Below are 22,349 nucleotides of genomic sequence, written 5' to 3'. Positions count from 1 at the left end.
CCCGGTCCCATTCCGAACCCGGAAGCTAAGACCCACAGCGCCGATGGTACTGCACCCGGGAGGGTGTGGGAGAGTAGGACACCGCCGGACATAACATCACGGTCGAGGCCCCAACCACAGGTTGGGGCCTCCCGCATTTAACACCCCAACCACAGAGACGTTTGACCCACTTGCTCTGGTGACCATGGAGCATCTGGTGTCAGTCTTTCCGGATCCTCCAGGCGCTTGTATGCTGTGGACCGGAGAGCCGGGAAGCCTGGTCGGCCCGCAGACATGAGCCTGCGGAAAACGCCCGGCGCCGCCGTCGGCGTTAACCTAACGTCTCGAGGAGCGGACATCCCATGGCTGCATCAGCACAACTGGCAGTAACAGCCCCCGCCAGCACCACGACTGAAACCGCAGCGTAGGCGACAGATCATGAAAATCATGCTGCTGACTGCCGGCACCCGCGGTGACGTAGAACCCTTCCTGGCACTGGCCCGCGCTGCTGAAGCGAGGGGACACCAGGTACGGCTGGCAATTCCTGACAATTCCGGAGCAGCCACGGCAGGCGTGGACACGGTCAGCCTGCGGATGGATTTTGCCCAGCTGGTCAGCGATCAGGGAGTGTCTCCATGGCGTGCAGGCGCAGCCTTCAGGTCTGTGATCCGGCCGGCGGTGGGCAGGCTGTTGTCCGCCGCTGTGGAGCACATCCTGGCATTCGGCCCGGATGTTGTTGTCTACCACCCGAAGGTCTTGAGCGCGCCGATGGCAGCAGCCCATCTTGGAGTTCCATCCGCCATTGTGGAGACTGTGCCACTGACGCCCACCAAGGAGTTTCCGGCACCATTCATCACCACCGTCAACCTGGGACCCCTGAACCGTGCCAGTTACAAGGCCGTCAAGGTGGCCACTCTGATGTTCAGGAATGAGCTCACTACAGCCTTGAAGCCCTTGCCGGCGGGTGCTGAGCGGCAATCGCAGGCTGGATATTCCCTGGTGCCCGTGAGCCCGCATTTGCTGACCCGCCCGGCCGATTGGTCGCCGAGGGTCCATCTAACCGGTCATTGGGCGGGAGAACCACGGCTGGTAGGCGCCGACGATGAATTGAAGGAGTTCATTGCCGGTGGGGATTTTGTCTACGCCGGGTTCGGTTCCATGAAAGCCGGTGACGCCAGGAAACGGGGTGAGGTCATCGTCGCTGCCGCGCGCAGGAACGGCCTGAAAACGCTGGCCGCCGAGGGGTGGGGAGGCATCGAGATTCCCGCAGCAGCCCGTGGCGGTGACGTCCTGGTCAGGGAATCGATGCCACACCACCTTGTCCTTCCGCGGGCTGTTGCCGCCATCCACCACGGCGGGGCCGGCACCGTCCATGCCGCCGCCCGGGCCGGTATTCCCTCCGTGGTGGTCCCGTTCATTGCCGACCAGCCGTTCTGGGGACGTGTGCTGCAGCGAGGCGGGCTTGCACCGAAGCCGATCCCGTACCGCAACCTCACAACGGACCGGCTCGCAGATGCCTTGGACCAAACCAAGGTTCTCCGTACCCGGGCTACCCAGGTGGGAGAGTGCCTGCGGACAGAGGATGGGGCAGCCGTCGCAGTTGTTGTCCTGGAAGGCCTGGCCGGTTCCCCCGGCTACCGTTCCGGACTCGATGGTGATTCCGACGGCGTGGCCTGCGAGGGGTAGCGGTTGCCCTGCACGCGGCCTGTAGTCCCGGGCCGGGAAAGCTGGAGCAGCAGCAGTGTACGGGGGATCGGCCAGACGATGGCCAGGGCGAGTGCCGGCACCAGTAACAGGCCGACGTCGGGAAACTGCCGGATGACCACTAACAGATGCGTATCGAACCTGGCCGGAGCATAGTCCAGGCACAGCCACAGGACAAAGGCGTCGAGGGCCAGGGCGGCCACCACATAGCCGGCGGGAAAACGCGCAGGTCCCTGCCGGAGCAGGAACCGCGCGCCCAGCCACAGGCTCAGCAGTTCCGCGAGCAGCAGTCCCAGGGCCACCGCCCAGCTGTACCGCTGGAGCCAGTCCTCGTAAATTACGGCCGGCACCGGTTCCTGGCCGTGGAGGATCCGGAGGACGTTCGTGTCGATGGCTTTCAACCGTGACGGTGCGGCGGCGTCATTGGCGTTGATGACCAGCGCGAGGCCCAGCCCCGAGGACGGGACCATGCCCAGGTAGGTGTGGCTGTTGCCCCACTCGCCCTGGTGCTCAAGGAGTCGGGGCAACGCCTCTTCGGGGACGGCCGGACCAGGGCCGGCGGACTCTACCAGCGGCCGGGTGAACCAGCCCATGGCGTACTCCTTCGATCCTTCAACCTGCACGCGCGGCTCGAACATTGTCTCCACGCTCCCGGGCCGGAGGATCTCCGACGTACCGTAACGGCCGCCGTCGAGCAGGGCGATCAGCTCATGGCCCAGGTCCTCCGCGGAGGAGTACAGCGTGGACGAGGGCATCCCGGACGAGGGAGCGGGCACATCCGTCTGGCGCCAGAAGGAGCCGAACCAGCGGGAGTATCCGGCGGCGGCGTTGCCGGCGCGGGCGGCGGCACGGGTCGGGTGGGTGTGCACCATGTCCAGCGGCCCGAAAACATGGTCCTCCAGGTACTGCCCGAACGGCTGCCCGGAGACCGTCTGCACCAGCAGGCCCAGGATGTTGTAGTTGGCGTTGGCGTAGTGGAATGCCTCGCCCGGCTTACGAGCCAAGGTGGCGTCAGCCAATGCCCGGACCTCTTCTTCCAGGGCCTCCGGGCCCTGGTCGAGGGAGGCTTCGAAGGCGGTGTCCCTGGACGCCATGCCGCTGGCCTGGTGCAGCAGGTGCCGCACCGTGATGGACGGGGAACGGCTGTCGTCAAGCGTGAACCAGGGCAAGTAGGCCTGCACCGGCTCATCCAGCCGCAGCCGGCCGGCCTCCACCTGCTGCATCACCGCGATCGCGGTCAGTGACTTGCTGGTGGACGCGAGCAGGACCGGCGTCTGGACCGTCATGGGCCGTCCTGAATCATCGGCGCGGCCGAAGGCGGCCGAGTGCACCTGCTTCCCGTCCTGCACGACGGCGACGGCGGCACCGGGGATTCCGAGGGCGTCGATCTGCTCCCGGAGGAAGGCATCGAGGGCGTCGTAGGTCTGCTCCGCGGTAGCGCGATCAGCAGCGGGAGCCGAGGCGGCAGGGGTGGGGACGGCAGCAATGCAGGCGGCCAGCAAGCACAGCAGGAGGCAGCGTGACCACACCTCACGAGTCCGCATGCCTGCACCTGCACTTCGGCCGCTTTTCCCTTCACGGTAGGGCGGACCAAAGGCGAAGACAAGCATCGTCCGGCCCAGCGGATCCCCCAATTGTTAAGCCGCAAAATTCAAGTACGACAGGCAGGCTCAAGATCTGCTCAAGGGCTGCACAATCTTCGGTGAGGAAAGCCGGAATGCGGAACTTCCGTGCAGCCGGACTAATAGGCTCAACGGCGAATCATTTGTCGCGTTTAGCAGCAAGCCCGGCAATTGCGGGGCCTTTTCGGGCTCAGATAGTTGGGGAAATGATGTCCGAATACCAGGCCCTGAGGGGTCCTTACCAACCTGCGCCCAGACCGCCGCGCAAACCGCTCGCTTCCACGATCATTGTCGGAGTCATTACCGCTCTTTTCGTGCTTTTGGGGTCGCTGAGCAGTGGGCTTGGCGGTGCGCTGGTGTTCCTGGCCATCTCGGCCGGGCTCACAGGCCTGTACGTCCTCCTGACCGGACGCCGGTCCTGGGCGTGGCTGCCTGCCAAACGGAAGGCCGGCGCCGTCGCGCTCGCCACGTCGTTCGCCCTCCTCCTTGCCGGCGGCGCAACCATGCCGCGTGTTTCCACCGCGGACCTGGAAGCTGCCGCCTCGGGAAGCTCCGCGCCGGCTGCCGCGGCCACGGCGAGGCCAACCGCCACAGCCAGTGCGACGCCGTCGTCCGTTCCCACTGCCCAGGAGACGGGCGCACCGCTGGATCCGGAGACGCCGCACCTGGTGGCGCACGGCACCCCTGTCACCGCTCCGAAGGAGCAGCCCGCGTTCGCCACCCGGGCGGTCGACCTGTTGGCCACCCTTCCCATCAAGGGCAGGGCGCCGAAGACGGGGTACGACCGGGCGCTGTTCGGCCAGGCGTGGGCGGATGTGGACCGCAACGGCTGTGACACCCGCAACGACATGCTCAAGCGCGACCTCACGGCTGTCAGCTACGTGAACAGCGTCCCCTGCAAGGTGAAGTCGGGCATGCTCCACGATCCGTACACGGGCACGAGCATCAATTTCCTTCGCGGGCAGGCCACCAGCAGTGCCGTCCAGATCGACCATGTGGTCGCGCTCAGCGATGCATGGCAGAAAGGCGCCCAGCAGCTGACCACGGAACAGCGGACAGCGTTCGCCAACGATCCGCTGAACCTGCAGGCGACGGACGGCCCCACCAACCAGAAAAAGGGCGACGGCGACGCCGCCACCTGGCTGCCGCCGAACAAGGGCTTCCGGTGCGAGTACGTCGCCCGGCAGATTTCCGTGAAGGCCACCTACGGGCTGTGGGTGACCCAGGCGGAGCACGACGCCATGGCCCGGATCCTGGCCGACTGCAGCGGACAGCTGGCGCCGACGAACGCGGAGCCCCCAGCTGCGTCGCCGGCACCGGTCGTGGCGGAGCCGGCGGCGGTGGCACCGGCTCCCGCGGCCCCGGCTCCTGCTCCGGTTGCGCCCGCACCGGTTGCACCCGCACCTGTCCCGGTGGCTCCGGCACCCGCTCCTGCGGTGCCGGCTCCAGCGGCTGTCTACTACGCCAACTGCACGGCCGCCAGGGCTGCCGGTGCGGCTCCGCTCTACGCCGGGCAGGCCGGTTACCGCGCCGGGCTGGACCGCGACCAGGACGGCGTGGCCTGCGAAGGCTAAGACCCACACTCTCGAAACCTGATCCAGTCATCACTCAAAAAGGGAAAACATTGAAGAAGCTGTACCCCATCGTCGTCCTGGCAGCAGTCGCATTGGCGGGCTGCGGAACAGGAACCCAAGCAAGCATCACTTCCAAGGAGTCAGCAACCGCTACGGCCACTGCCACTGCCACGGCGACACCAACGCCCAGTGCAACGAACCCTACTAATTCCGTGTGCACCACGGCCGCTGCGACCCAGAAGTACAACAGCCAGACCCTGGTTTGCACCCTGGGCAGTGACCAGCGCCTGGTATGGATGATTGAAGCTGAATCCAAGCGTGTCCTGGCCGCGGCAGCGGCCGCGGCAGCCGCCGAAAAGGCCGCTGCGGAGAAGGCCGCAGCCGAGAAGGCTGCAGCGGAGAAGGCGGCTGCTGAGAAGGTGGCAGCCGAACAGGCAGCCCAGGCTGCTGCTCAGGCCGCAGCTGACCAGGCTGCCCGGGATGCCGCAGCCCGCCAGGCTGCCGAAGCCGCGGCTGCCCAAGCGGCGCAAAAGGCTGCGCAGGCCCCTGCGCCTGCCGCCGTCTACTACGCGAATTGCTCGGCTGCGCGGGCTGCCGGCGCGGCACCGGTCTACGCTGGTTCACCCGGCTACGGCACGCACCTCGACAGGGACAGGGACGGCGTCGGCTGCGAGTAAGCCTCACCGGAATGCCGTGGATACCAGCAAAGGTATCCACGGCATTCGTCGTTAGAGCTCGTTCCGCACTACCGCGCCCTGTGCCACCACCACCCGCACCTGCTCCAGCGCCGAGGCACTGGCCAGTGGATCGGCGTCCACCACGATCACATCTGCCCGGGCGCCGCGGACCAGCCGGCCGACGTCGCGCACTCCCAGCAGGTTGGCCGCGTGGGTGGTGGCCGCCTGCAGTGCCTCCAGCGGCGACAGCCCGGCCTCGGCGAGCAACCGCGCCTCGGTGCCGATCGGGGTGACGTCGGTGCCGAAGGAGTCCGTGCCCGCCACGATGGTCACGCCCGCCTCCTTCGCAGCGAGGACCGCGGCCCGCAGGATGGGCGTGTACTCCTGGCCGCGCGCGGCCAGAACCGGGTTCGGCGAGGACGCCATGCTGGTGATCGCATCCATCGTGGGCGTGAAGTAGGTGCCGCGGCGCGCCATCTCCGCGATGGTTCCTTCAGACACGAACACGCCGTGCTCGATGCTGCGCACCCCGGCCCGGACGGCGCCGTCGATCCCCTCGGCACTGTACGCATGGCACAGGACGCCCGCACCGTTGGCCGCCTTCACCACGGCGAACAGCTGCTCCTGGTTGTACACCAGCTCGCGCGGGTCCTGCTCCGGAAGGCCGGCGCGCGGGTTGGCCCGGGTCTTGATGACCTGGGCCCCGCGCGCGAGGTTCACCCGGGTGAGGTACGCCAGGTCCGCCGGCTCGCGGACACCCGTAGGCAAAGTGGCCAGCGGGGCGAGGTCCGGATCGGCCAGCAGCGAATCGCCGAGGTCGGGGGAGACGAACAGCCCGGCCGGCGTCATCCGCGGCGAGACCCCGGGCGCCCAGTCCGGGAGCGCCGCCAGTGCCACGTCCTGGTAGAAACTGCTCGACCCGCTCCGCACGCTCGTTGCGCCGCCCTGCAGGATGAGCCGGGCGTCGGCCAGCGCGTTCGCGTGGACGTGCACGTCCACCAGCCCCGGCAGCACCCAGCGCCCGGTGGCGTTCAGCACCCGGGCACGGCCCGCGACGGCGGCAACGGCCTTCCGCGTCTCGTCGCGCGTTCCGACGGCGGCCACCTTGCCGCCGTCGAGCACCAGTACACCGTCCTCCACGGCGTCACCGGTCAGGGGGTCGACGACGGTGCCGCCTTCGATGACAAGCGGCGGGTGGGTGAGGGGCTGGCCGTGGTAGTTGGGCCCGGCCGGCTGGCCGGTGGCGCGGGCCGCGGGAGCACCGCCGAGCTGGGCGGCGACGCTGGCGACGGAAATGCCGGCGAGGGCGGCGGCGCCGGCAAGGATGCCGCGGCGGGGAAGTCTGGATGTGGGGGCGGGCGCGGAAGTGTGGTCATGAAGGCACATCGTTGTCTCCTTTGGTTTGCCACGGGAAAGGCGGCTCCGGAAGATGCTACTGGCAGGGGAAGGGCGGCTGAAGGCCTACTCCCCGGTAAGCGGCCGAAGTCCGGGATACCAAACACAAGTTGATCGCGGAGGGGGCCCGCTGAACGCAGTGATCGGGGCTACCGCCTGCCCGGCTGGACTCCTAGGGTGGGAGCCATGGCTGATACTTTCGGGTCCCTGATCGAATCGTTCAAGAACATGGGCGTCGCCCGGGCCTACGGTGCCCCGGTCCAGCTCGGAGGGGAAGAGGTCATTCCGGTGGCCCTGGTGTCCTTCGGCTTCGGCGGCGGCGGGGAGGCCGGGCAGGAGGGCGCATCCGGCGGCGGGGGCGGCGGCATGGTGCTGCCGTTGGGCGTATACCGGAATGTCGGCGGGCAGGTGGCGTTCCGGCCGAACACTGTGGTGGCCCTGGTCTGCCTGGTTCCGGTCATCACCGCACTGGGCGGCGCAGTCCGGAGGGCAATCCGCGCGGCCAAAGAGTAACGGAGGGACCACTCTCGAACCCCCCGAAAAGAGGGGGCTGGAAGCTAAAAAGGGGGGATTGCAGCCCTTGTTCCCCCTGATGCCGGCTGGTAACTTTTCCGTGACGGGCGCCCCGGACGAGAGCGGCTTCGCCCGTACTGCAGGGATTTGCTGGGAGTCCAGTTCCTACCCGCCCCACGCTATGGGCGGTCCAGTCATCCCTGTGTCCCATCCAGGAGACAAAATGTTCAGGCGCATTTTGACGATCCTCGCCGCCCTTTTGACCGCAGGCTTCCTCTTCGCAGGGGATGGCGGACAGGCCACTATCCCAGCGCCCGAGGGCGCAGCCGTCCCCACCACCTACGCCGACTGCCCGCTAGAACGGATCGGCACACAGCTTGTGCGCTGCGACAATCTGACGGGGGCCGGAGTGGAGGCACCCTTCTGGATTCCGGAACAGAAGTAAACACCGGAAGGCGCTGCAGGGACCGTGTCCGTGGGCTGAATGGTGCTTGAAGCGCGGGGATCCAGCGTGAAGGATACCGTCATGGCGACTTTCACCGGATCCGATGACCTTCAAGGTGCGGAGTTCCTGGATGTGGACCTGCGCGGGGCCCGCTTTGTCCGGTCCAGCCTGTCCGGCACGGTGATGCGCCGGGCGGACGTGGACCGGGTGGACATTGACGCTCCCTGGCTTCTGGAAGGCGGCGGCTCCCTGCTGGTAAACGGCGTGGACGTTGCCCCGTTTGTCGAGGCCGAACTGAACCGCCGCTTCCCCGGACGGGAACTGCGGCACGCCACGGACCCGGAGGGACTGCGCGAGGCGTGGGCCGAGGTGGCGCGGACGTGGTCCGCCACACTGGAGCGGGTTGAGGCGATGCCGGCCGGCACCGTTGACGTGAACGTCGACGGCGAGTGGTCCTTCGCGCAGACGCTGCGGCACCTGGTCATGGCTACCGACAAGTGGCTCCGCGGCGCCGTGCTCGGGTACGGGCAGCCCTACCACCCGGCGGGCCAGCCGAACACCGAGTACGAGACGGAGGGCCTGGACATGTCCGTCTTCTCGCCAACCCCGCCGCCCTTTGACGAAGTGCTCGAGGTCCGCGCCGGCCGCGTCGCCATGGTCCGGGACTACCTGGCCGGCGTCACGCCGGAGGATCTGGGCAGCAAGCGAAAAAACCCGGACGATCCCGGCTACGAGGAAACCGTCCTCTCGTGCCTGCACACCATCCTCCAGGAGGAATGGGAGCACCACCGTTTCGCCGTCCGCGACCTGGACGCCACCGCGGCCGGGAACAGCCAGAAAAAAGAGGGGGCCTATGAAAACCAGTGAGCTGCTGCTGGATGCGTTCGGCAGGATCCGGGAGACCGTGGAAGCCACGCTAGAAGGGCTCGACGGCGGTTCCCTCACCGAGCGCCCATCCGGCACCGGGAACTCCATCGCCTGGCTCATCTGGCACATTGGCCGGGTGGAGGACGCGCAGGTCGCAGAGGCGGCCGGACTGGAGCAGGTCTGGACGGGGCAGGGGTTCGTGAAACGGTTTGGCTTAAGGCTGCCGGAGCGGGACACAGGCTACGGCCACTCGAGCGAGCAGGTGGACGCGGTGCAGGCGGAACCGGCTCTGCTGCTCGAGTACTACGACGCCGTGCACCGGCAGACCAAGGGCTTTCTCGAAGGACTCCGCGACGAGGACCTGGACCGGATCGTGGATAGGCGCTGGGATCCGCCCGTCACGCTCGGCGTCCGGCTGGTCAGTATACTGGCCGACTGCCTGCAGCACATGGGCCAGGCGGCCTATGCCAAGGGGCTCCACCAGCCCCGGTAGGCCGGCGGCACTTATTGAACAGCAACCAGACCAGGAGGCCCGAATGGCAGTGGTACGGCGTTTTGACCATATCGGCATCACCGTCGCCGACCTCAAGAAGGTGACCGGCTTCTTCGTGGGGCTGGGCCTCGAGGTGGAGGGTGGGCCGATGGAATTGGAAGGCGAGTTCCTGGACACCGTGTGCGGCATTCCCAACTCCCGCACCGAGATCGTCATGCTGCGGCCGCCCGGCGGCGGGACCGGGCTGGAGCTCGGGAGGTTCATCCGGCCCGACCACCAGCCCGGCTCGCCCAACGCGATGGCCAACGAGCTGGGCCTGCGCAACGTCTCCTTCGAGGTGGAGGACCTCAGGGGGACGGTGGACCGGCTGGCCGCGGAAGGCTACGGGCTGGTGGGCGGCATCGGTGAGTACCAGAACACGTGGCTCATGGCCTATGTGCGTGGCCCGGAGGGCCTGATCGTCTCCCTCGCCGAACGGATCGGCTGAAGAACTACCCCTGGACGGCGTACGCCTTCGGCAGCTTCAGCCCGCGTTCCGCCATCAGTGTGCGCAGCCGGGTGGGGTAGTCGGTGATGATGCCGTCCACGCCAAGGTCCATCAGGCGCTCCATGTCAGCGGTGGTGTTGACGGTCCACGGGATGACGGGCAGGCCCAGTTCGTGCGCCTCGGCGATCATCTCGGGGGTGACCGAACGGAACGTGGGGGAGACGACGTCGTACCCCTGCGCGGCTGCCGCCTTGGGAAGCGAGCCGTTGTAGTCGTCGATGTCGATGCCGCCCAGGTTGCGGCTGGCGCCGGGCTGACCCACACCCATCCAGGCGTCGCCGCTGGAGAGTGCCACCAGCGGCAGCCCGGGCGCGAGTTCCTTGGTGAGGTTCAATGAGGACCAGTCGAAGGACTGCAGGGTGGTGCGGTCGGCCATGCCGGAGGCCTGGATCTCGGCCACCACGGCGCGGGTGAGGGACTCCATCCCGGCGCCGCCCACCTGGCTGCTCTCCACCTTGGTCTCCACGTTGAAGCGGACCTTCGCGGCGCCGGCGTCGCGGACCAGCCGGTAGACATGGTTAACGCAGGATGGTTGCCAGGGGACCTCAGCTGCTAACGGAGAATCAAGGCCACGCAATGCCCATTTCGCTGCCGGCAAAAGCCGGGAGTCCGCGCTTGGCGCTGCAGACCGCGCATTTGGTGCTGTATTCCGTCTCCCGGACCCACTGATGGAACGCTTCCAGCCTGTACTCGTACCGGAACCCTCTTTTCTGGAGTTCGTTCAGGGCCCGGCTCGCCGTCTCCCATGAGCTCCAGCGGCCCACCACTCGGTCCTTGTCCCTGATGACGTTGCACCCGCCATCCCCAAGTTCTGCGGTCCGCTCTTTACGGCTGTGCGGTTCACTGCTGCCGTGCACCGCCTTGTACTCCTCTACCGTCGCCACGGTTCCTCATTTCCTCATCTGAGCCATTGCCGGTCCGGCCCCGCAAGCGGAGGACCGGGCGCACCTCTAAAAGGATGGCAACTGTTCCCAACCACCTGTAGGGCAGAAAGTCCCGTTATAAGCTGACGCAACACGACGCGTGATCCTAGACAGGGTCAGGGCTCAGCTGAGATGTCAGCGCCCATGCTCAGACTCTCCGGAAAAGGCAGCGGGACGCTAGGTTGTGCTGCGCTTCCTGAGCCTCGACTTCAGGATGATGGCCGTGAGCCAAGTGGCGATGCTGCAGGCGGCGGCGCCCCAAAGGATGTCAGTAATGACGACGACGGCCGTGAAGTCCTTGAGCAAGGCGCCCAGAGCGTAGGCGGTCAGCCAGTTCCGAAGGCTGGTGGTCATGCGGCTCCTTGGCTCGGCGTGGTGGGCGCACCATTGATGACGAGTGCGTCTGACAATGCGTTCGGAGCCGGAGAGGTCGGCAGATGGCTCTGCTCGTAGCGGCCTACGCGCGCGGCAGCCCGAGGTAGCGCGGGACCTTTTCCGCGTAGACGCGGTAGGAGGCTCCGAAGAGTCCGGCCAGCGTGGCCTCTTCGTCCACGACAACGGGGTGTTCCACCAGCAGTTCGGCCGGCATTGTCACCAGGACCCAGGACGAGCCGGCCAGAGTTCCCGCGCCCAGTTCGATGAGCCACCAGCCCACGTACATGGGATGGCGGGTGAACGCGTACGGGCCGGTGGTGACCAGTTCCTCCGGCCGTTCGAGCGCGAAGGGGCCCGGCGAGCGGCGCCGCCGTTCAGCCAGCGCCCAGGCGTTAAGTCCGACGCCGGCTATCACCAGTGAGGTCCCTGCTGCCCGGTGCAGGGCCCGCGGTCCGGGCAGCGGCATGGGGCGGAGCCGGGCAAGGAGCAGGTCCGCGGCCATTGCGGCTACGACGGGGAACGGCAGTGGCAGGTTGTCGTAGGTCGCCTTGACCCGGCGGGCCAGGGAGCTGATGGCATGTCCGGCCACGATCAGGAGGTTTCCGCGGCGAAACCCGCCAGGAGCAGGGCGCTGTTGGCCAGCCAGCCGATAGGCGGCAGGTCCGCGATTTGGACGGGCGCGTCGGGTGCTCATGGGGATCAGGGTACCGTCAGAACAGAGGCTGGGAACTCAGACGTCTTATGGCTGGCGGGCATGTTGACGGGTCAAAGGAGTATCCGGGAAACCCGCCCCAGGCCACGGAAAGCCTCAGGTACTGCACGAGGGTGATGCCTGGTCGTCCAGCGACGCCGCGAAGCAGCGGATCGCCGCTGCTATCCGGTAATCGTATGTCGTGGGTGCCTCCGCTGATGTTTGCCTTGTGGAGTTCATCCGGTGCAAAGGAAAAGCTCCACCCTTCCAGGTCCTCTGGACCGGTCTCCAGGGAAGCAAACCCGAAGAGCAGAGGGAAGAGGGCCCATGGAGGTTTCTGCATTCCGGAGCCGGCCCAGACGCCAGCCCACTCCCCACCGTTGTATCGTGCGACGAGGGATGCCATGCACCAAAGGCTCCTTGACCCTGTGCTAACCCTCGGATGCATGGGACGCGGTGGACGGGACCAATTGCGTGCTTCCGGAAGGCAGCAACTGCAGCTTTCGACGCCGGGCAATACAGAACGGCTCATGCTCCGAAGACTGGGTGGACAGTGTGCCGCGTAGCGACAGGGGAGGGGACCGATCGTATGAAGGACGCAGACCGTAAGGCGCTCATTGTCCTGCTGGTTGCAGTGGTGGTGGGGGTGCTCGTCGCCGTTGCGGGGAGCCAGGGCGGCGCCACGGTGGGCGGCTTTCCCCTGTTCGCCTTGGCGGTGGCGGCCGCGTTCCTGGTCCAGTGGCTGGCGTTCATCCCGGCCTTCAAGGCCCAGACCGAGACGTACTACGACCTCACCGGCGCCCTGACCTACATGTCCATCACGGTCCTGCTGGTCCTGCTGACCCCCGGCGTGGATGCCCGGGTGCTGCTGCTCGCGGCCCTGGTGGTGGTATGGGCGGCGCGGCTGGGAAGCTTCCTGTTCCGCCGCGTCCGCAGGCACGGCAAGGACGACCGGTTCGACGAGCTCAAGCCCTCCTTCTTCCGCTTCCTGAGCACCTGGACCCTGCAGGGGCTCTGGGTAGTCCTGACCGCCGCGGCAGCCTGGATCGCGATCACCTCCGTCACCCGCGTGGCGCTGGACGGGTGGGCGCTCGCCGGCTTTGTGGTCTGGGCCGCCGGCTTCGGTACCGAGATCGTGGCGGACAGCCAGAAGCGCCGGTTCAAGGCGGACCCGGCCAACGAGGGGAAGTTCACCTCCACCGGCCTGTGGTCCAGGTCCCGCCATCCCAACTACTTCGGCGAGATTGTGCTCTGGACCGGCGTGCTGATCATCGCCGTTCCCGTGCTGCAGGGCTGGCAGTGGGTGGCCCTGCTGTCGCCGGTGTTTGTCGCGTTCCTGCTCATCAAGGGCAGCGGCATCCCGCCGCTGGAGAAGAAGGCCGACCAAAGGTGGGGCGGCCAGCCCGGCTACGAGGCCTACAAGAAGAACACCCCGGTGCTGATCCCCGCAGTCCGATAGTCCGGCGGCCCCGGCACAGATCCTTTTCTGCCGTATGAGCCAGCCTCTGGCCCCGGCCCCGCCACATGGGTACGGTGGCCGCATGCAGAAGATATCGATTGAGGCTTTGGCCCGCCAGCAGCTCGAGGCAGCCGTGGCGGTCTCCAGCGGGCGGGCATCGGACACCGTGTTCGGCGGCCACGAAAAGAGGCTGCGGCAGACCGTCATGGCCTTCCGTGCCGGCACCCAGCTGAGCGAACACCAGAACCCCGGCGAGGCCACCGTCTACGTTATCCGGGGATCCGTGTGGCTGAAGTCGGGCGGCGAGGCCTGGCAGGGCAAGGCCGGGGACCTGCTGATCGTCCCGGACGGCCTGCACAGCCTGGAGGCCGAGGAGGATTCGGCGGTGCTGTTCACGGTGGTCAAGACGGACCGCTGACTAAGGTACGACGGCGGCGCCGGCCTTTCGCTTACTCCGTCACCGCTGCCGGGACCTTGGTGAGCCCAGGAGCGGGCTGATCCGGGGGCCGCCTCGCGAACAGCGAAACCCCATCCATGCAGGGTGAATACCAGCCAAAAGCGCTTAGCATCAGGGAAAAGCAGTAGGCACTTGTTCAGGATCCATCGACGGATACTGGTCCGCGGCCGTCGCAGGGACGGCCCGCTCGCTTCAGGGAGGAGGCCCAGGGAATGGAGAAGGAGACTATTCACTGGCTTGGACGACTTGAAGGATGCAGCGGGTTTGCCGTTGAAGGCAGAAGCTTCGTCAATGCTCTCCGGCAGGCCGGTTACCACGTTCAAGAAACTTCGGTTTCCTCCCGCCCGGACATGGGTGCAGGACAAGGCACTGAGCCGCTTCGCCGGTCAGGGCCCGGGCTGACCATCGTGCACCTGCCCTGGCATGACTACGGGTGGGAGAACCTGACCGGGCAAGTGGTGTGGCGGGCGATGTTCGAAACCGCTTCGGTGCCCGCTGAATGGCTTCCGCGCCTGGCAGAAGTGGACGAAGTATGGGTCCCGTCCCGATTCAATGCCGGGACTTTTGCTGATGCGGGTGTGGATCCGGACAAGCTCAAAGTCGTCCCCGAATTCGTGGATAAGAATTGGTTGCAGCCGGCGGTCCGCGCTTATGACGGCCAGGGTAAATTCAAATTCCTTTCCGTCTTCCGGTGGCAACAACGCAAGGGATGGGATGTCCTTCTGCAGGCGTACCTGGAAGAGTTCAGCGCCGCCGATGATGTTGAACTCCTGTTGCGGGTGGACCCCTTCGGCCCCGGTACCGCCGACGTTCCTGCAGCTATAGCCGACGTGATCCGGAAAGTCAGGCCGCACCGCACCCCGACGGTGCGGCTGCTGCCGTTTCCGCTCCCGCAGGCCGGGATGCAGAAGCTGTACGCCTCGGTGCACGCCTTCGTGTTGCCCACCCGGGGGGAGTCCTGGGGGCGGCCGTTCATGGAAGCCATGGCCTCGGGCCTGATCACCATCGGTACAGCCTGGGGCGGCCATCTTGATTTCATGAACGCCAACAACGCCCTCCTCATCGACTGCGAGCTTGTGCCCGTCCCGGAGTCCGCAGCGCTGGAGTGGCCATTCTTCCGCGGCCAGATGTGGGCTGAACCGTCCGTAGCGAGCACTGGGTACTGCTTGCGGCGGGCGTACGAGGGAGGCCCGGCCACCGAACGCCTCCGGCGGAACGCGGCGGCCGCGATCAGCGAGCAGATTGTCCACGGCCAGGCCCAGGACGCCCTGCTGAAGGAGGTGCGGAGGTTGCTGAAGAATGGCTAGGACACGCGCGTGGTGCGCCAAAGATACGCGCCGTGCGGCGATTCGGTAAGGCAGCCGCGACAAAAGTTAGGCTTTGAACTTGCAGGTAAGGGGTACGGACACCCCATGCATGCAGGATCAGAACGAACAGGGGCTTGATTTGGCAGGGAATGCAACCTTCCGGCACAGCAACACCGCTCTGCTTTCGGTGTGCAGTGTCGAGGCTCCGAGGATCGTAAGCTCCACGGAATTCGACCGCCGGTTGGCGCCCACCCTGCACCGGTTGAAGTTCCCGCCCCGTCTGCTTGAGCGGGTTGCCGGCGTCACGCACCGCCGCTGGTGGGCGGCAGGGACATCGTTCGATGATGCTGCCGCCGAAGCGGGCGCCAAGGCCTTGGCCGAGGCCGGCGTCGAACCGTCCCAGGTCGGCCTGCTGATCAACACCTCGGTGACGCGGCGCAACCTGGAACCGTCCGTCGCCGTGAAGATCCACCACCGGCTCGGCCTGCCGTCGTCGGCCATGAACTTCGACCTGGCCAATGCCTGCCTCGGGTTCGTAAACGGGCTGACATTGGCGGCCAGCATGATCGATTCCGGCCAGATCAAGTACGCGATGATCGTCAATGCCGAGGATGCCCAGGCGACCCAGGAGGCCACGCTGGCCCGCCTCGAGCGGCCGGAGACCACGCGCGAGGACTTCAGCCGGGAGTTCGCCACCCTCACCCTTGGCTCCGGAGCTGCCGCCGCCGTCCTGGGCCCCGCGGACCGGAACCATGGCGGGCACCGGATCGTCGGCGGCGTCATGCGCGCGGGTACGGAACACCATGAGCTGTGCGTGGGCGGCGTCGACGGCATGGCCACGGACACGAAAGGCCTGCTCGACGGCGGCCTGCAGCTCGTCGTCGACGCCTGGCATGAAGCGCGGCCTGAATGGGACTGGGCCGCCATGGACAGGTACGTCACGCACCAGGTGAGTAATGCCTACACCCAGGCCATTATCGAAGCCATCGACCTGGATCCTGCCAAGGTTCCCCTCACGTTCCCACACTGGGGCAACGTGGGCCCCGCTTCCCTCCCCATGACCCTCGCCGCCGAAGCGCAGTCCCTTGAAGCGGGGGACCGCGTCCTCTGCATGGGCGTCGGATCCGGGCTCAACACGGCCATGATGGAAATCGTGTGGTGACCGCAACCTGGCCCGGCGTCGATCCGGAATGGCCGCGCACCATCGAGGTCCCCTCCACCTCCGGCGCCGACGCGCCGGGCACGGTGCGCCGCTGGCACCTGCTGGACAACGGCGCCCAGCTCTCCCGCCGCGGACTGGTCCCCGCCGGTACATTGCTATGCGTGCACGGCAATCCCACGTGGTCGTATCTGTGGCGAACACTGCTGGCAGCAGGGGCAAATCCGGACCACCCATGGCGTGTTGTGGCGGTTGACCAGCTGGACATGGGCTACTCGGAGCGCACCGGCACCTTCCGGCGGCTAGCGGACCGCATCAATGACCTGGGCGACCTGACGGACGCCCTCGGCCTGGAGGGGCCCGTTGTGACCGTGGGCCACGACTGGGGCGGCGTGATCAGCCTGGGCTGGGCCCTGGCGCACCAAGGGCAGCTGGCCGGGGTGGTGCTGACCAACACCGCTGTCCACCAGCCGGCCGGTGCGGCGATCCCGCCGGCGCTGCGCCTGGCCCTGCACCCCGCCGTACATAACTGGGGAACGACGACGTCGGATGCGTTCCTGCGCGTGACGCACTCGCTGGCGCACCCTCCGCTGCCCGCCGGCGTCCGCGAGGCCTACATGGCCCCCTACCGTGGAGCCCGGCGCCGGGCCGGGGTGGGGAACTTCGTGGCGGACATCCCCGTGGACGCCTCGCACCCGAGCTTCGCCGCGCTGGACCGCGTGGCGGAAGGTTTACGCGGGTTGAACGTCCCGGCGCTGATGCTCTGGGGCCCGCGGGATCCCATCTTTTCGGACCGGTACCTCAAGGACCTCATCGGCCGGCTTCCGCACGCGAAGGTGCACCGCTTCGAAGGCGCCGGCCATCTTGTGGCGGAGGACCGGAACATTGCTGCCCCGGTTTTCCAGTGGCTTGCCGGCAACGTTGGTGCCGGCAAAAGCGCCTCCCCTGAAGCCGAAGCCACATCCGCCGGGGGTGAGGCGCCGGACGCCGTCCAGCCGTCGCCGTCGGAATTCCGGCCCCTGTGGGACTTGCTCGGCGATCAGGCGGCAGGGCCTGCGGGAGACGATACCGCCGTCGTGGAAATGGCGCCGGGCGGTACGGTGGCCCGCTCGCTTAGCTGGCGGCAGCTGGACCGGAACATCCTGGACCTCGCCGCCGGGCTCCGGAAAGCCGGAGTGGACAGCGGCAGCCGGGTGAGCCTGATGGTTCCCCCCGGGGTGGACCTGACCGTCGCCCTGTACGCCTGCCTGCGGCTGGGCGCCGTGGTGGTGGTGGCCGACGCCGGGCTGGGAACCAAGGGCCTGAGCCGCGCCGTGAAGGGCGCCACCCCGGACTTCCTGATAGGAATCGACAAAGCGCTCGCCGCAGCCTCGGTGCTCGGCTGGCCCGGCAGGCGGATCAGCGTGCGCGACCTCCCGGCCACCCGCCGTCGTGTATTGGGAGTGAAGGCCTCCCTCGAGGCCCTTGCCCGTTCGGGCGCCGACCATGCTCCACGGCAGTTGGCGGACAACGTGGATCCGGACGCCCCGGCCGCCGTGCTCTTCACGTCCGGGTCCACCGGCCCAGCCAAAGGTGTGCTCTATACGCACCGGCAGCTGGCGGCGATGCGGGACACAATGGCCGCAACCTTCGGCATCCGTTCCGGTGCCGGGCTGGTGGCCGGCTTCGCACCCTTCGCCCTGCTGGGTCCGGCGCTGGGAGCAGTGTCGGTGACGCCGGCCATGGACGTCACGGCGCCCCGCACCTTGACGGCGGGCGCGCTGGCCGACGCCGTCGCGGCGATTGACGCCACAGTGGTCTTCGCCTCGCCGGCCGCGTTGCGCAATGTCCTGGCCACCCGGGACGGTGTGAGCGCCGCAGGGCATAAAGCACTGGAAGGTGTTGAGTTGCTGCTGTCTGCGGGCGCGCCCGTCCCGGAACCCCTCCTGGCCGAAGTTCAGCGGCTGCTGCCCCGGGCCTCGCTGCGTACCCCGTACGGAATGACCGAGGCGCTGCCGGTTACGGACATCAGCCTCGAACAGATTCACGCCGCCGACGCCGATGCTGCCGCCGGAAGCATGGCGGGGGCAGGCAACGGTGTATGTGTAGGCTGGTCGGTGCACGGCGCCCGGCTGGCCGTTGTCCCGCTGGCGGTGGATGGGACGGCGCCGGGGTCCAATGCAGTGACGGAACCTGGTGTGACGGGTGAGATCCTGGTCAGCGCCGCGCACGTCAAGGAAGCGTACGACAGGCTCTGGCTGACCGAGCAGGGGAGTTCCAGCCTGCCCGGGTGGCACCGTACCGGCGACGTGGGGCATTTCGACGCCGCCGGCCGGCTCTGGGTGGAGGGCCGCCTGGCTCACGTCGTCACTGCCCCCGGCGCCGTAGTGACGCCCGTGGGCGCCGAACAGGCCATCGAACGCCAGGACGGCGTCCGGCTTGCGGCGATTACCGGCGTCGGACCGGCGGGCACCCAGGCCGTGGTCGCCGTCGTCGAGACCATCCCGCCAGCGCGGAAAGCAGGTCCTGCGGCGCCGCAGCTTGCCGGGGATGTCCGCAGGGCGGCGCTTGCGGCCGGCGTCCAGGTCTCTGCCGTGCTCGAGGTTCCCGCGCAGCCCACCGACATCCGGCACAACGCCAAGATCGACAGGAGCCGGTTGTCCCGCTGGGCTTCGCGGGTGCTGGCCGGCGGCCGGCCGGGGAAGCCATGAGGGTCCTCGTCACTGGGGCCAGCGGGCTGCTCGGGGGAGAAGTGGCCCGGCTGCTGGTGCGCCAGGGCCATGACGTGGCCACCTTCCAGCGCCGCCCGTCAGGGATCGACGGCGCCACGGACTTCTGCGGCTCCGTCACAGATATTGAAGCGCTCCGGCGGGCAGTCGAAGGCGCCGAAGGAATCATCCACCTGGCCGCGAAGGTTTCCTTCACGGGCCGTGCCGCGGAGTTTGACGAGGTGAACGTCGACGGGACCCGGCGCCTGCTTGATTGCGCCCGCGCGGCCGGGGTGCGGGATGTGGTGTTTGTGTCTTCCCCGTCCGTCGCCTATTCGGGCGCCGCCATTGCCGGGCTTGGCGCGGAGCCGGCTGACCCGCAGCACGCGCACGGCGACTACGCCCGCACCAAGGCCGAGGCTGAACTGCTGGCGCTGGCAGCCGACGCTCCGGACTTCCGGGTCGCGGCGGTGCGTCCCCACATCGTCTGGGGTCCCGGCGATACCCAACTGGTGGAACGGGTTCTGGCCCGGGCCAGCCGCCGTCGGCTGCCGCTGCTCGACGGCGGTGCCGCCCTGATCGACACCACCTACGTGGACAATGCCGCCGCGGCCATCGTCGCCGCGCTGCACCGCATGGACCACGCGCACGGGAGGGCCGTGGTGGTGACCAACGGTGAGCCACGGCCGGTGGGTGAGCTGCTGGCTGGCATCTGTGCGGCGGGAGGCGTCCCCGCGCCGTCGTGGTCTGTGCCGGGTAGGGTGGCGCGGGCGGCGGGAGCGGTGGTGGAGAAGGCCTGGACCTGGGCCGGGCGGGACGAGGAGCCGCCGATGACCAGGTTCCTGGCCGAACAACTCTCCACCGCCCACTGGTTCGACCAGCGCGAGACCCGGGAACTCCTCGACTGGACACCTGAAGTCTCTCTTGACGAGGGACTCGCCAGGCTGGCCGAACACTATGGTTCACGGCCGCCTGCGAGGCCACTTGTGCCAGCGGACCGCCGTCGTAATGCACGACGGCGGCACCAGCCTTAGCGGGCCCTACTGCTGCGCCGGGCCCAGGGGATCGGGGGTGACCGGCTGGTCGTTGGCCGTCAGGTCGATGCCGAAGTCCTTGGCGAAGACCAGCCGGGTGGACTTGTAGATCCCGGTGTGGTTCTCGTCGAGCTCGAAGACGCGGGCGCCGCGGAGCCGGTTCCGGTCGGCACCGGGGAGCCCGTACGCGCCAAAGCCGGTACCCGGGCCGTAGCCGAGTTCCACGCCGTAGTAGTTGCCCACGTAGGTGTTGACGTGGTCATGGCCCACAAAGTAGCCGCGCACGTCCCCGCGCTCCAGGAAAGCATTGAACAGGCCGGAGTTGAAGGGGCCCGGGCACTCGTCCTCATTCCGCTCACCCACGATGTTGTGCTTCTTCACGGCACGCTGGTGGTCGGCGTCCGTCCGGGAGTCCAGGCTGGCGAACCACATGTTGCGGTGCTCGTGCAGTGCGATGTGGCCCCACATCAGGGATGGGATCTTCCGGCCGTACTTCTGCTCGGTGGCGATGGAGAGGTTCCGGTACCAGGTCACCTGGTCCATCCGTACCCAGTCCCAGTCCGGGTAGCCCTCGAAGTCCTGCCCGTTGATGCTGTCCGGGGCGTAGCGGCCGGTGTCGATGAGCCACAGTCCGAAGGCGGGTTCCTTGGACTTGGAGGACTGCACCAGCAGCAGCGAGTTGGAGGTGCCGGTGACTCCGTCGGTGGTGTCGCCGTTGACGTTGTACTCGTAGCTCTGCAGGAACTGCAGCATCCTGGCTTCGGTCATGCCGGTCTTCGCCGCGGAGTCTTCGTCGTGGTTGCCGAAGGTGACGGCCCAGGGGATTCTCCGGCTCTCCATCGGCTTCACCACCTGGTTCAGCGCCTGCTTGACCTCCAGCTCGGTATCGCAGCCGCCGTTGATGACGTCCCCGTTGATCACCACGAAGTCCGGCTTTTCGGCGTCAAGGGTGCGGTCCATGAGCTCGATGGTGCGGCGGTCGGTCTGCTCGTCGTCCTGGGTGTCATTGAACTGGACCGCTTTGAACCGGCCGTCGGGCCGGAACGCGAGGGTGGGCTTGGGTGCCTTGGCACCCGGGGCGGCGGTGGCTCCGGTTCCCGCGGCCACCGCGGCGCCCAAGGCACCGAGGGCGCCGGCGGTGGCCAGGGCTGCCCTCCGGCTGAACGTGTGCTGGTCAATCTTGATGGTCATCGCTGCCTCTTCCGCGTCATGCGCGGCGGGATTCCCGCCGCCGTCCCAGCGACTCTAGGAAGCCACGGGAACCGGTTCCCAAACGCAGGGTGAACAGCTGCGGCTACGCGCTCAAAGGAGACACGTAATCGCCGCGTGCCAGTTCCACGACGACGGCGGCGCCGCTTCAGTCGATGGCCTCGATGCCCTGCAGCTTCAGTTCCTCCAGATGGTTCAGCATGTGCTGCAGCGCCTCGGGGGAGTGCGGCTGCCAGTCCTTGACTTCGTAGAGCACGCGGAGGGGGTCGCGGGTGCGGTAGGACCGGGTGGGATTGCCGGGGAACTTCTTGTCAGTCAGGTTGGGGTCGTTCTCGAACGGGCCGGTGGGTTCCACCCGGTAGATCCTGCCGGTTCCGTCACCTGCGCTGAGCTCGGCGCCCCAGGTGGCCGCGTCCAGGGTGGCCGTGAAGTAGATGTGGTTCGCGGTCTTCCGTCCCCCGTAGTTGGAGGCGTAGCCCGGAACCAGCAGATCCCCGGGCTGCAGGTCGGCTTTGGTGCCGTGGAAGAAAGGTCCTGCATCGTTGGGGTTGGCCGTGTTGTTCTTTACTTCAGTACGGCGGGTTCCGGAATCAGGAAGTCCTGATGACGTGCTGATGATCCCGCGGCCGACGGCGTGCGTTGCCGCCTGGGTCCGGGAGTTCACGCCGAGCTTGTCGAATATGTTGCTCACGTGGCGCTGGACGGTTCGCTCGCTGAGGAACAACTCCGCGCCAATTGCCCGGTTGGTCAGGCCCTGCACGATCAACCGGAGCACTTCGACCTCGCGGGGAGAGAGGCCGTGCTGCGATGGAAGGTCGGGGTGCAGGAGCATGCCCTCGACCACCAGCAGGTCGGGACGGGCGCCGAGACGGGCGAAGGCCTGGCGCGCCGCTTCGAGCTCAAGCTCCGCCGCCTCATCGTCCCCCACACCCCGGTACGCGATGGCCAGGAGAACGCAGCACCGCGCCGTCTCGTAGGGGATGTCAAGGTCCCGCCACAGGCCGGCGGCCCGTCGGAGCTCGGGAAGCGCCCTCTGCCACTCGTCGTTGGCAAGGGCCAGTTCGCCAAGGGCTCGCGCATGGGCTGCGCGCACGCTGTCGGAAGCGAAATGCTCCGCGAGGCTGCCCAGCTCCGCCGCGGCGGCCGCGGCTTCCCCCGCAGCCTCTGCCGCGAGGAGGACGGTCACTGCCGCAGGGAGCAGCTCAACGCGAGCACTCGGCCCAACGGACTCG

General features: G+C 67.6%; 23 protein-coding genes, 1 rRNA gene and 1 pseudogene. 15 read left to right on the top strand and 10 right to left on the bottom strand.

Translation table 11 applies throughout. The features are described from left to right. Positions 1-90 (top strand): 5S ribosomal RNA (gene rrf / locus AC5RT3_RS18030); the annotation flags it as partial. A gap of 327 nt (positions 91-417) precedes the next feature. After that, positions 418-1,665, top strand: a complete 1,248-nt coding sequence (locus AC5RT3_RS18025) for a nucleotide disphospho-sugar-binding domain-containing protein (RefSeq protein WP_494124837.1) — start codon at positions 418-420, stop codon at positions 1,663-1,665. On the opposite strand, the gene AC5RT3_RS18020 is transcribed toward AC5RT3_RS18025, so the two are convergent. Continuing rightward, complete coding sequence (locus AC5RT3_RS18020) at positions 1,614-3,227, bottom strand: serine hydrolase domain-containing protein (protein WP_494124836.1); 1,614 nt, start codon at positions 3,225-3,227, stop codon at positions 1,614-1,616. The two genes, AC5RT3_RS18025 and AC5RT3_RS18020, sit on opposite strands and share 52 nt — an antisense overlap. A gap of 287 nt (positions 3,228-3,514) precedes the next feature. Here AC5RT3_RS18020 and AC5RT3_RS18015 point away from each other — a divergent pair, with 287 nt between their 5' ends. Together AC5RT3_RS18015 and AC5RT3_RS18010 are read left to right on the top strand one after the other, a co-directional pair. Then, positions 3,515-4,879: a GmrSD restriction endonuclease domain-containing protein gene (locus tag AC5RT3_RS18015; protein WP_494124838.1), complete on the top strand. Its 1,365-nt coding sequence runs from the start codon at positions 3,515-3,517 to the stop codon at positions 4,877-4,879. A gap of 50 nt (positions 4,880-4,929) precedes the next feature. After that, positions 4,930-5,556 (top strand): excalibur calcium-binding domain-containing protein, encoded by a 627-nt coding sequence (locus tag AC5RT3_RS18010; RefSeq protein ID WP_494124835.1) that lies wholly within the window; start codon positions 4,930-4,932, stop codon positions 5,554-5,556. Between the two features lie 51 nt (positions 5,557-5,607). On the opposite strand, the gene AC5RT3_RS18005 is transcribed toward AC5RT3_RS18010, so the two are convergent. Continuing rightward, on the bottom strand, positions 5,608-6,942 hold the full coding sequence (locus AC5RT3_RS18005) for an amidohydrolase family protein (RefSeq protein WP_494124834.1): 1,335 nt from the start codon (positions 6,940-6,942) through the stop codon (positions 5,608-5,610). A gap of 195 nt (positions 6,943-7,137) precedes the next feature. Here AC5RT3_RS18005 and AC5RT3_RS18000 point away from each other — a divergent pair, with 195 nt between their 5' ends. The 5 genes from AC5RT3_RS18000 (at position 7,138) to AC5RT3_RS17980 (ending at position 9,756) form a co-directional block, all read left to right on the top strand. After that, the gene (locus AC5RT3_RS18000) at positions 7,138-7,464 is read left to right on the top strand and encodes a hypothetical protein (RefSeq protein ID WP_494124833.1); all 327 of its coding nucleotides are present in this window, start codon (positions 7,138-7,140) and stop codon (positions 7,462-7,464) included. Between the two features lie 223 nt (positions 7,465-7,687). Next, on the top strand, positions 7,688-7,909 hold the full coding sequence (locus AC5RT3_RS17995) for a hypothetical protein (RefSeq protein ID WP_494124832.1): 222 nt from the start codon (positions 7,688-7,690) through the stop codon (positions 7,907-7,909). 81 nt (positions 7,910-7,990) lie between these two features. After that, entirely contained in the window at positions 7,991-8,776 is a 786-nt protein-coding gene (locus AC5RT3_RS17990) for a DinB family protein (RefSeq protein ID WP_494124831.1), read from the top strand. After that, positions 8,763-9,269, top strand: a complete 507-nt coding sequence (locus AC5RT3_RS17985; RefSeq protein WP_494124830.1) for a mycothiol transferase — start codon at positions 8,763-8,765, stop codon at positions 9,267-9,269. Before AC5RT3_RS17990 ends, AC5RT3_RS17985 begins: the two co-directional genes overlap by 14 nt. 43 nt (positions 9,270-9,312) lie before the next feature. Then, complete coding sequence (locus tag AC5RT3_RS17980; RefSeq protein WP_494124829.1) at positions 9,313-9,756, top strand: VOC family protein; 444 nt, start codon at positions 9,313-9,315, stop codon at positions 9,754-9,756. 4 nt (positions 9,757-9,760) lie between these two features. On the opposite strand, the gene AC5RT3_RS17975 is transcribed toward AC5RT3_RS17980, so the two are convergent. The 5 genes from AC5RT3_RS17975 to AC5RT3_RS17955 all read right to left on the bottom strand — a co-directional run bounded on the left by AC5RT3_RS17975 (position 9,761) and on the right by AC5RT3_RS17955 (position 12,211). Further along, complete coding sequence (locus AC5RT3_RS17975; RefSeq protein WP_494124828.1) at positions 9,761-10,393, bottom strand: glycerophosphodiester phosphodiesterase family protein; 633 nt, start codon at positions 10,391-10,393, stop codon at positions 9,761-9,763. Next, positions 10,380-10,700 (bottom strand): hypothetical protein, encoded by a 321-nt coding sequence (locus tag AC5RT3_RS17970; protein WP_494124827.1) that lies wholly within the window; start codon positions 10,698-10,700, stop codon positions 10,380-10,382. Before AC5RT3_RS17970 ends, AC5RT3_RS17975 begins: the two co-directional genes overlap by 14 nt. 216 nt (positions 10,701-10,916) lie before the next feature. Continuing rightward, entirely contained in the window at positions 10,917-11,093 is a 177-nt protein-coding gene (locus AC5RT3_RS17965) for a hypothetical protein (protein WP_494124826.1), read from the bottom strand. Between the two features lie 103 nt (positions 11,094-11,196). Continuing rightward, positions 11,197-11,703 carry a methyltransferase family protein gene (locus AC5RT3_RS17960; RefSeq protein WP_494124825.1) on the bottom strand — a complete coding sequence of 169 codons (507 nt, stop codon included), beginning with the start codon at positions 11,701-11,703 and terminating at the stop codon, positions 11,197-11,199. Positions 11,704-11,824: 121 nt separating this feature from the next. Further along, positions 11,825-12,211: a hypothetical protein gene (locus tag AC5RT3_RS17955; RefSeq protein WP_494052497.1), complete on the bottom strand. Its 387-nt coding sequence runs from the start codon at positions 12,209-12,211 to the stop codon at positions 11,825-11,827. A gap of 183 nt (positions 12,212-12,394) precedes the next feature. On the opposite strand from AC5RT3_RS17955, the gene AC5RT3_RS17950 reads away from it, so the two are divergent. The 6 genes from AC5RT3_RS17950 (at position 12,395) to AC5RT3_RS17925 (ending at position 19,908) form a co-directional block, all read left to right on the top strand. After that, entirely contained in the window at positions 12,395-13,264 is an 870-nt protein-coding gene (locus AC5RT3_RS17950; RefSeq protein WP_494124824.1) for a DUF1295 domain-containing protein, read from the top strand. 82 nt (positions 13,265-13,346) lie between these two features. Beyond that, on the top strand, positions 13,347-13,682 hold the full coding sequence (locus tag AC5RT3_RS17945) for a cupin domain-containing protein (RefSeq protein ID WP_494052495.1): 336 nt from the start codon (positions 13,347-13,349) through the stop codon (positions 13,680-13,682). Between the two features lie 389 nt (positions 13,683-14,071). Next, positions 14,072-15,028 (top strand): glycosyltransferase family 4 protein, encoded by a 957-nt coding sequence (locus AC5RT3_RS17940; protein ID WP_494124823.1) that lies wholly within the window; start codon positions 14,072-14,074, stop codon positions 15,026-15,028. 109 nt (positions 15,029-15,137) lie between these two features. Next, entirely contained in the window at positions 15,138-16,190 is a 1,053-nt protein-coding gene (locus tag AC5RT3_RS17935; protein ID WP_494124822.1) for a 3-oxoacyl-ACP synthase III, read from the top strand. Further along, the gene (locus AC5RT3_RS17930; RefSeq protein WP_494124821.1) at positions 16,184-18,877 is read left to right on the top strand and encodes an alpha/beta fold hydrolase; all 2,694 of its coding nucleotides are present in this window, start codon (positions 16,184-16,186) and stop codon (positions 18,875-18,877) included. Before AC5RT3_RS17935 ends, AC5RT3_RS17930 begins: the two co-directional genes overlap by 7 nt. Then, complete coding sequence (locus AC5RT3_RS17925) at positions 18,874-19,908, top strand: NAD-dependent epimerase/dehydratase family protein (protein ID WP_494124820.1); 1,035 nt, start codon at positions 18,874-18,876, stop codon at positions 19,906-19,908. The genes AC5RT3_RS17930 and AC5RT3_RS17925 overlap by 4 nt, the downstream gene beginning before the upstream one ends. Positions 19,909-19,914: 6 nt before the next feature. On the opposite strand, the gene AC5RT3_RS17920 is transcribed toward AC5RT3_RS17925, so the two are convergent. The 3 genes and pseudogenes from AC5RT3_RS17920 to AC5RT3_RS17910 form a co-directional block, all read right to left on the bottom strand. Further along, positions 19,915-21,099 carry a metallophosphoesterase family protein gene (locus tag AC5RT3_RS17920; protein WP_494052491.1) on the bottom strand — a complete coding sequence of 395 codons (1,185 nt, stop codon included), beginning with the start codon at positions 21,097-21,099 and terminating at the stop codon, positions 19,915-19,917. 166 nt (positions 21,100-21,265) lie between these two features. Then, positions 21,266-21,622, bottom strand: a complete 357-nt coding sequence (gene arr / locus AC5RT3_RS17915; RefSeq protein ID WP_494052519.1) for an NAD(+)--rifampin ADP-ribosyltransferase — start codon at positions 21,620-21,622, stop codon at positions 21,266-21,268. Between the two features lie 138 nt (positions 21,623-21,760). After that, positions 21,761-21,949, bottom strand: a pseudogene (locus AC5RT3_RS17910) (helix-turn-helix domain-containing protein); the annotation flags it as partial. Between the last annotated feature and the right edge of the window lie 400 nt (positions 21,950-22,349).

Source organism: Arthrobacter sp. Y3221159 (assembly GCF_059089885.1).
The sequence above is the reverse complement of the archived record's forward strand: the minus strand, read 5'-3'. Positions and strand labels throughout refer to the sequence as shown.

Excerpts from the sequence above, each read along its gene's own strand:
- AC5RT3_RS18025 (WP_494124837.1), top strand. The coding sequence starts at position 418 with ATGAAAATCATGCTGCTGACTGCCGGCACCCGCGGTGACGTAGAACCC.
- AC5RT3_RS18020 (WP_494124836.1), bottom strand. The coding sequence starts at position 3,227 with ATGCGGACTCGTGAGGTGTGGTCACGCTGCCTCCTGCTGTGCTTGCTG.
- AC5RT3_RS18015 (WP_494124838.1), top strand. The coding sequence starts at position 3,515 with ATGTCCGAATACCAGGCCCTGAGGGGTCCTTACCAACCTGCGCCCAGA.
- AC5RT3_RS18005 (WP_494124834.1), bottom strand. The coding sequence starts at position 6,942 with ATGTGCCTTCATGACCACACTTCCGCGCCCGCCCCCACATCCAGACTT.
- AC5RT3_RS18000 (WP_494124833.1), top strand. The coding sequence starts at position 7,138 with ATGGCTGATACTTTCGGGTCCCTGATCGAATCGTTCAAGAACATGGGC.
- AC5RT3_RS17995 (WP_494124832.1), top strand. The coding sequence starts at position 7,688 with ATGTTCAGGCGCATTTTGACGATCCTCGCCGCCCTTTTGACCGCAGGC.
- AC5RT3_RS17990 (WP_494124831.1), top strand. The coding sequence starts at position 7,991 with ATGGCGACTTTCACCGGATCCGATGACCTTCAAGGTGCGGAGTTCCTG.
- AC5RT3_RS17985 (WP_494124830.1), top strand. The coding sequence starts at position 8,763 with ATGAAAACCAGTGAGCTGCTGCTGGATGCGTTCGGCAGGATCCGGGAG.
- AC5RT3_RS17980 (WP_494124829.1), top strand. The coding sequence starts at position 9,313 with ATGGCAGTGGTACGGCGTTTTGACCATATCGGCATCACCGTCGCCGAC.
- AC5RT3_RS17965 (WP_494124826.1), bottom strand. The coding sequence starts at position 11,093 with ATGACCACCAGCCTTCGGAACTGGCTGACCGCCTACGCTCTGGGCGCC.
- AC5RT3_RS17955 (WP_494052497.1), bottom strand. The coding sequence starts at position 12,211 with ATGGCATCCCTCGTCGCACGATACAACGGTGGGGAGTGGGCTGGCGTC.
- AC5RT3_RS17950 (WP_494124824.1), top strand. The coding sequence starts at position 12,395 with ATGAAGGACGCAGACCGTAAGGCGCTCATTGTCCTGCTGGTTGCAGTG.
- AC5RT3_RS17945 (WP_494052495.1), top strand. The coding sequence starts at position 13,347 with ATGCAGAAGATATCGATTGAGGCTTTGGCCCGCCAGCAGCTCGAGGCA.
- AC5RT3_RS17940 (WP_494124823.1), top strand. The coding sequence starts at position 14,072 with ATGGGTGCAGGACAAGGCACTGAGCCGCTTCGCCGGTCAGGGCCCGGG.
- AC5RT3_RS17935 (WP_494124822.1), top strand. The coding sequence starts at position 15,138 with ATGCAGGATCAGAACGAACAGGGGCTTGATTTGGCAGGGAATGCAACC.
- AC5RT3_RS17925 (WP_494124820.1), top strand. The coding sequence starts at position 18,874 with ATGAGGGTCCTCGTCACTGGGGCCAGCGGGCTGCTCGGGGGAGAAGTG.
- AC5RT3_RS17920 (WP_494052491.1), bottom strand. The coding sequence starts at position 21,099 with ATGACCATCAAGATTGACCAGCACACGTTCAGCCGGAGGGCAGCCCTG.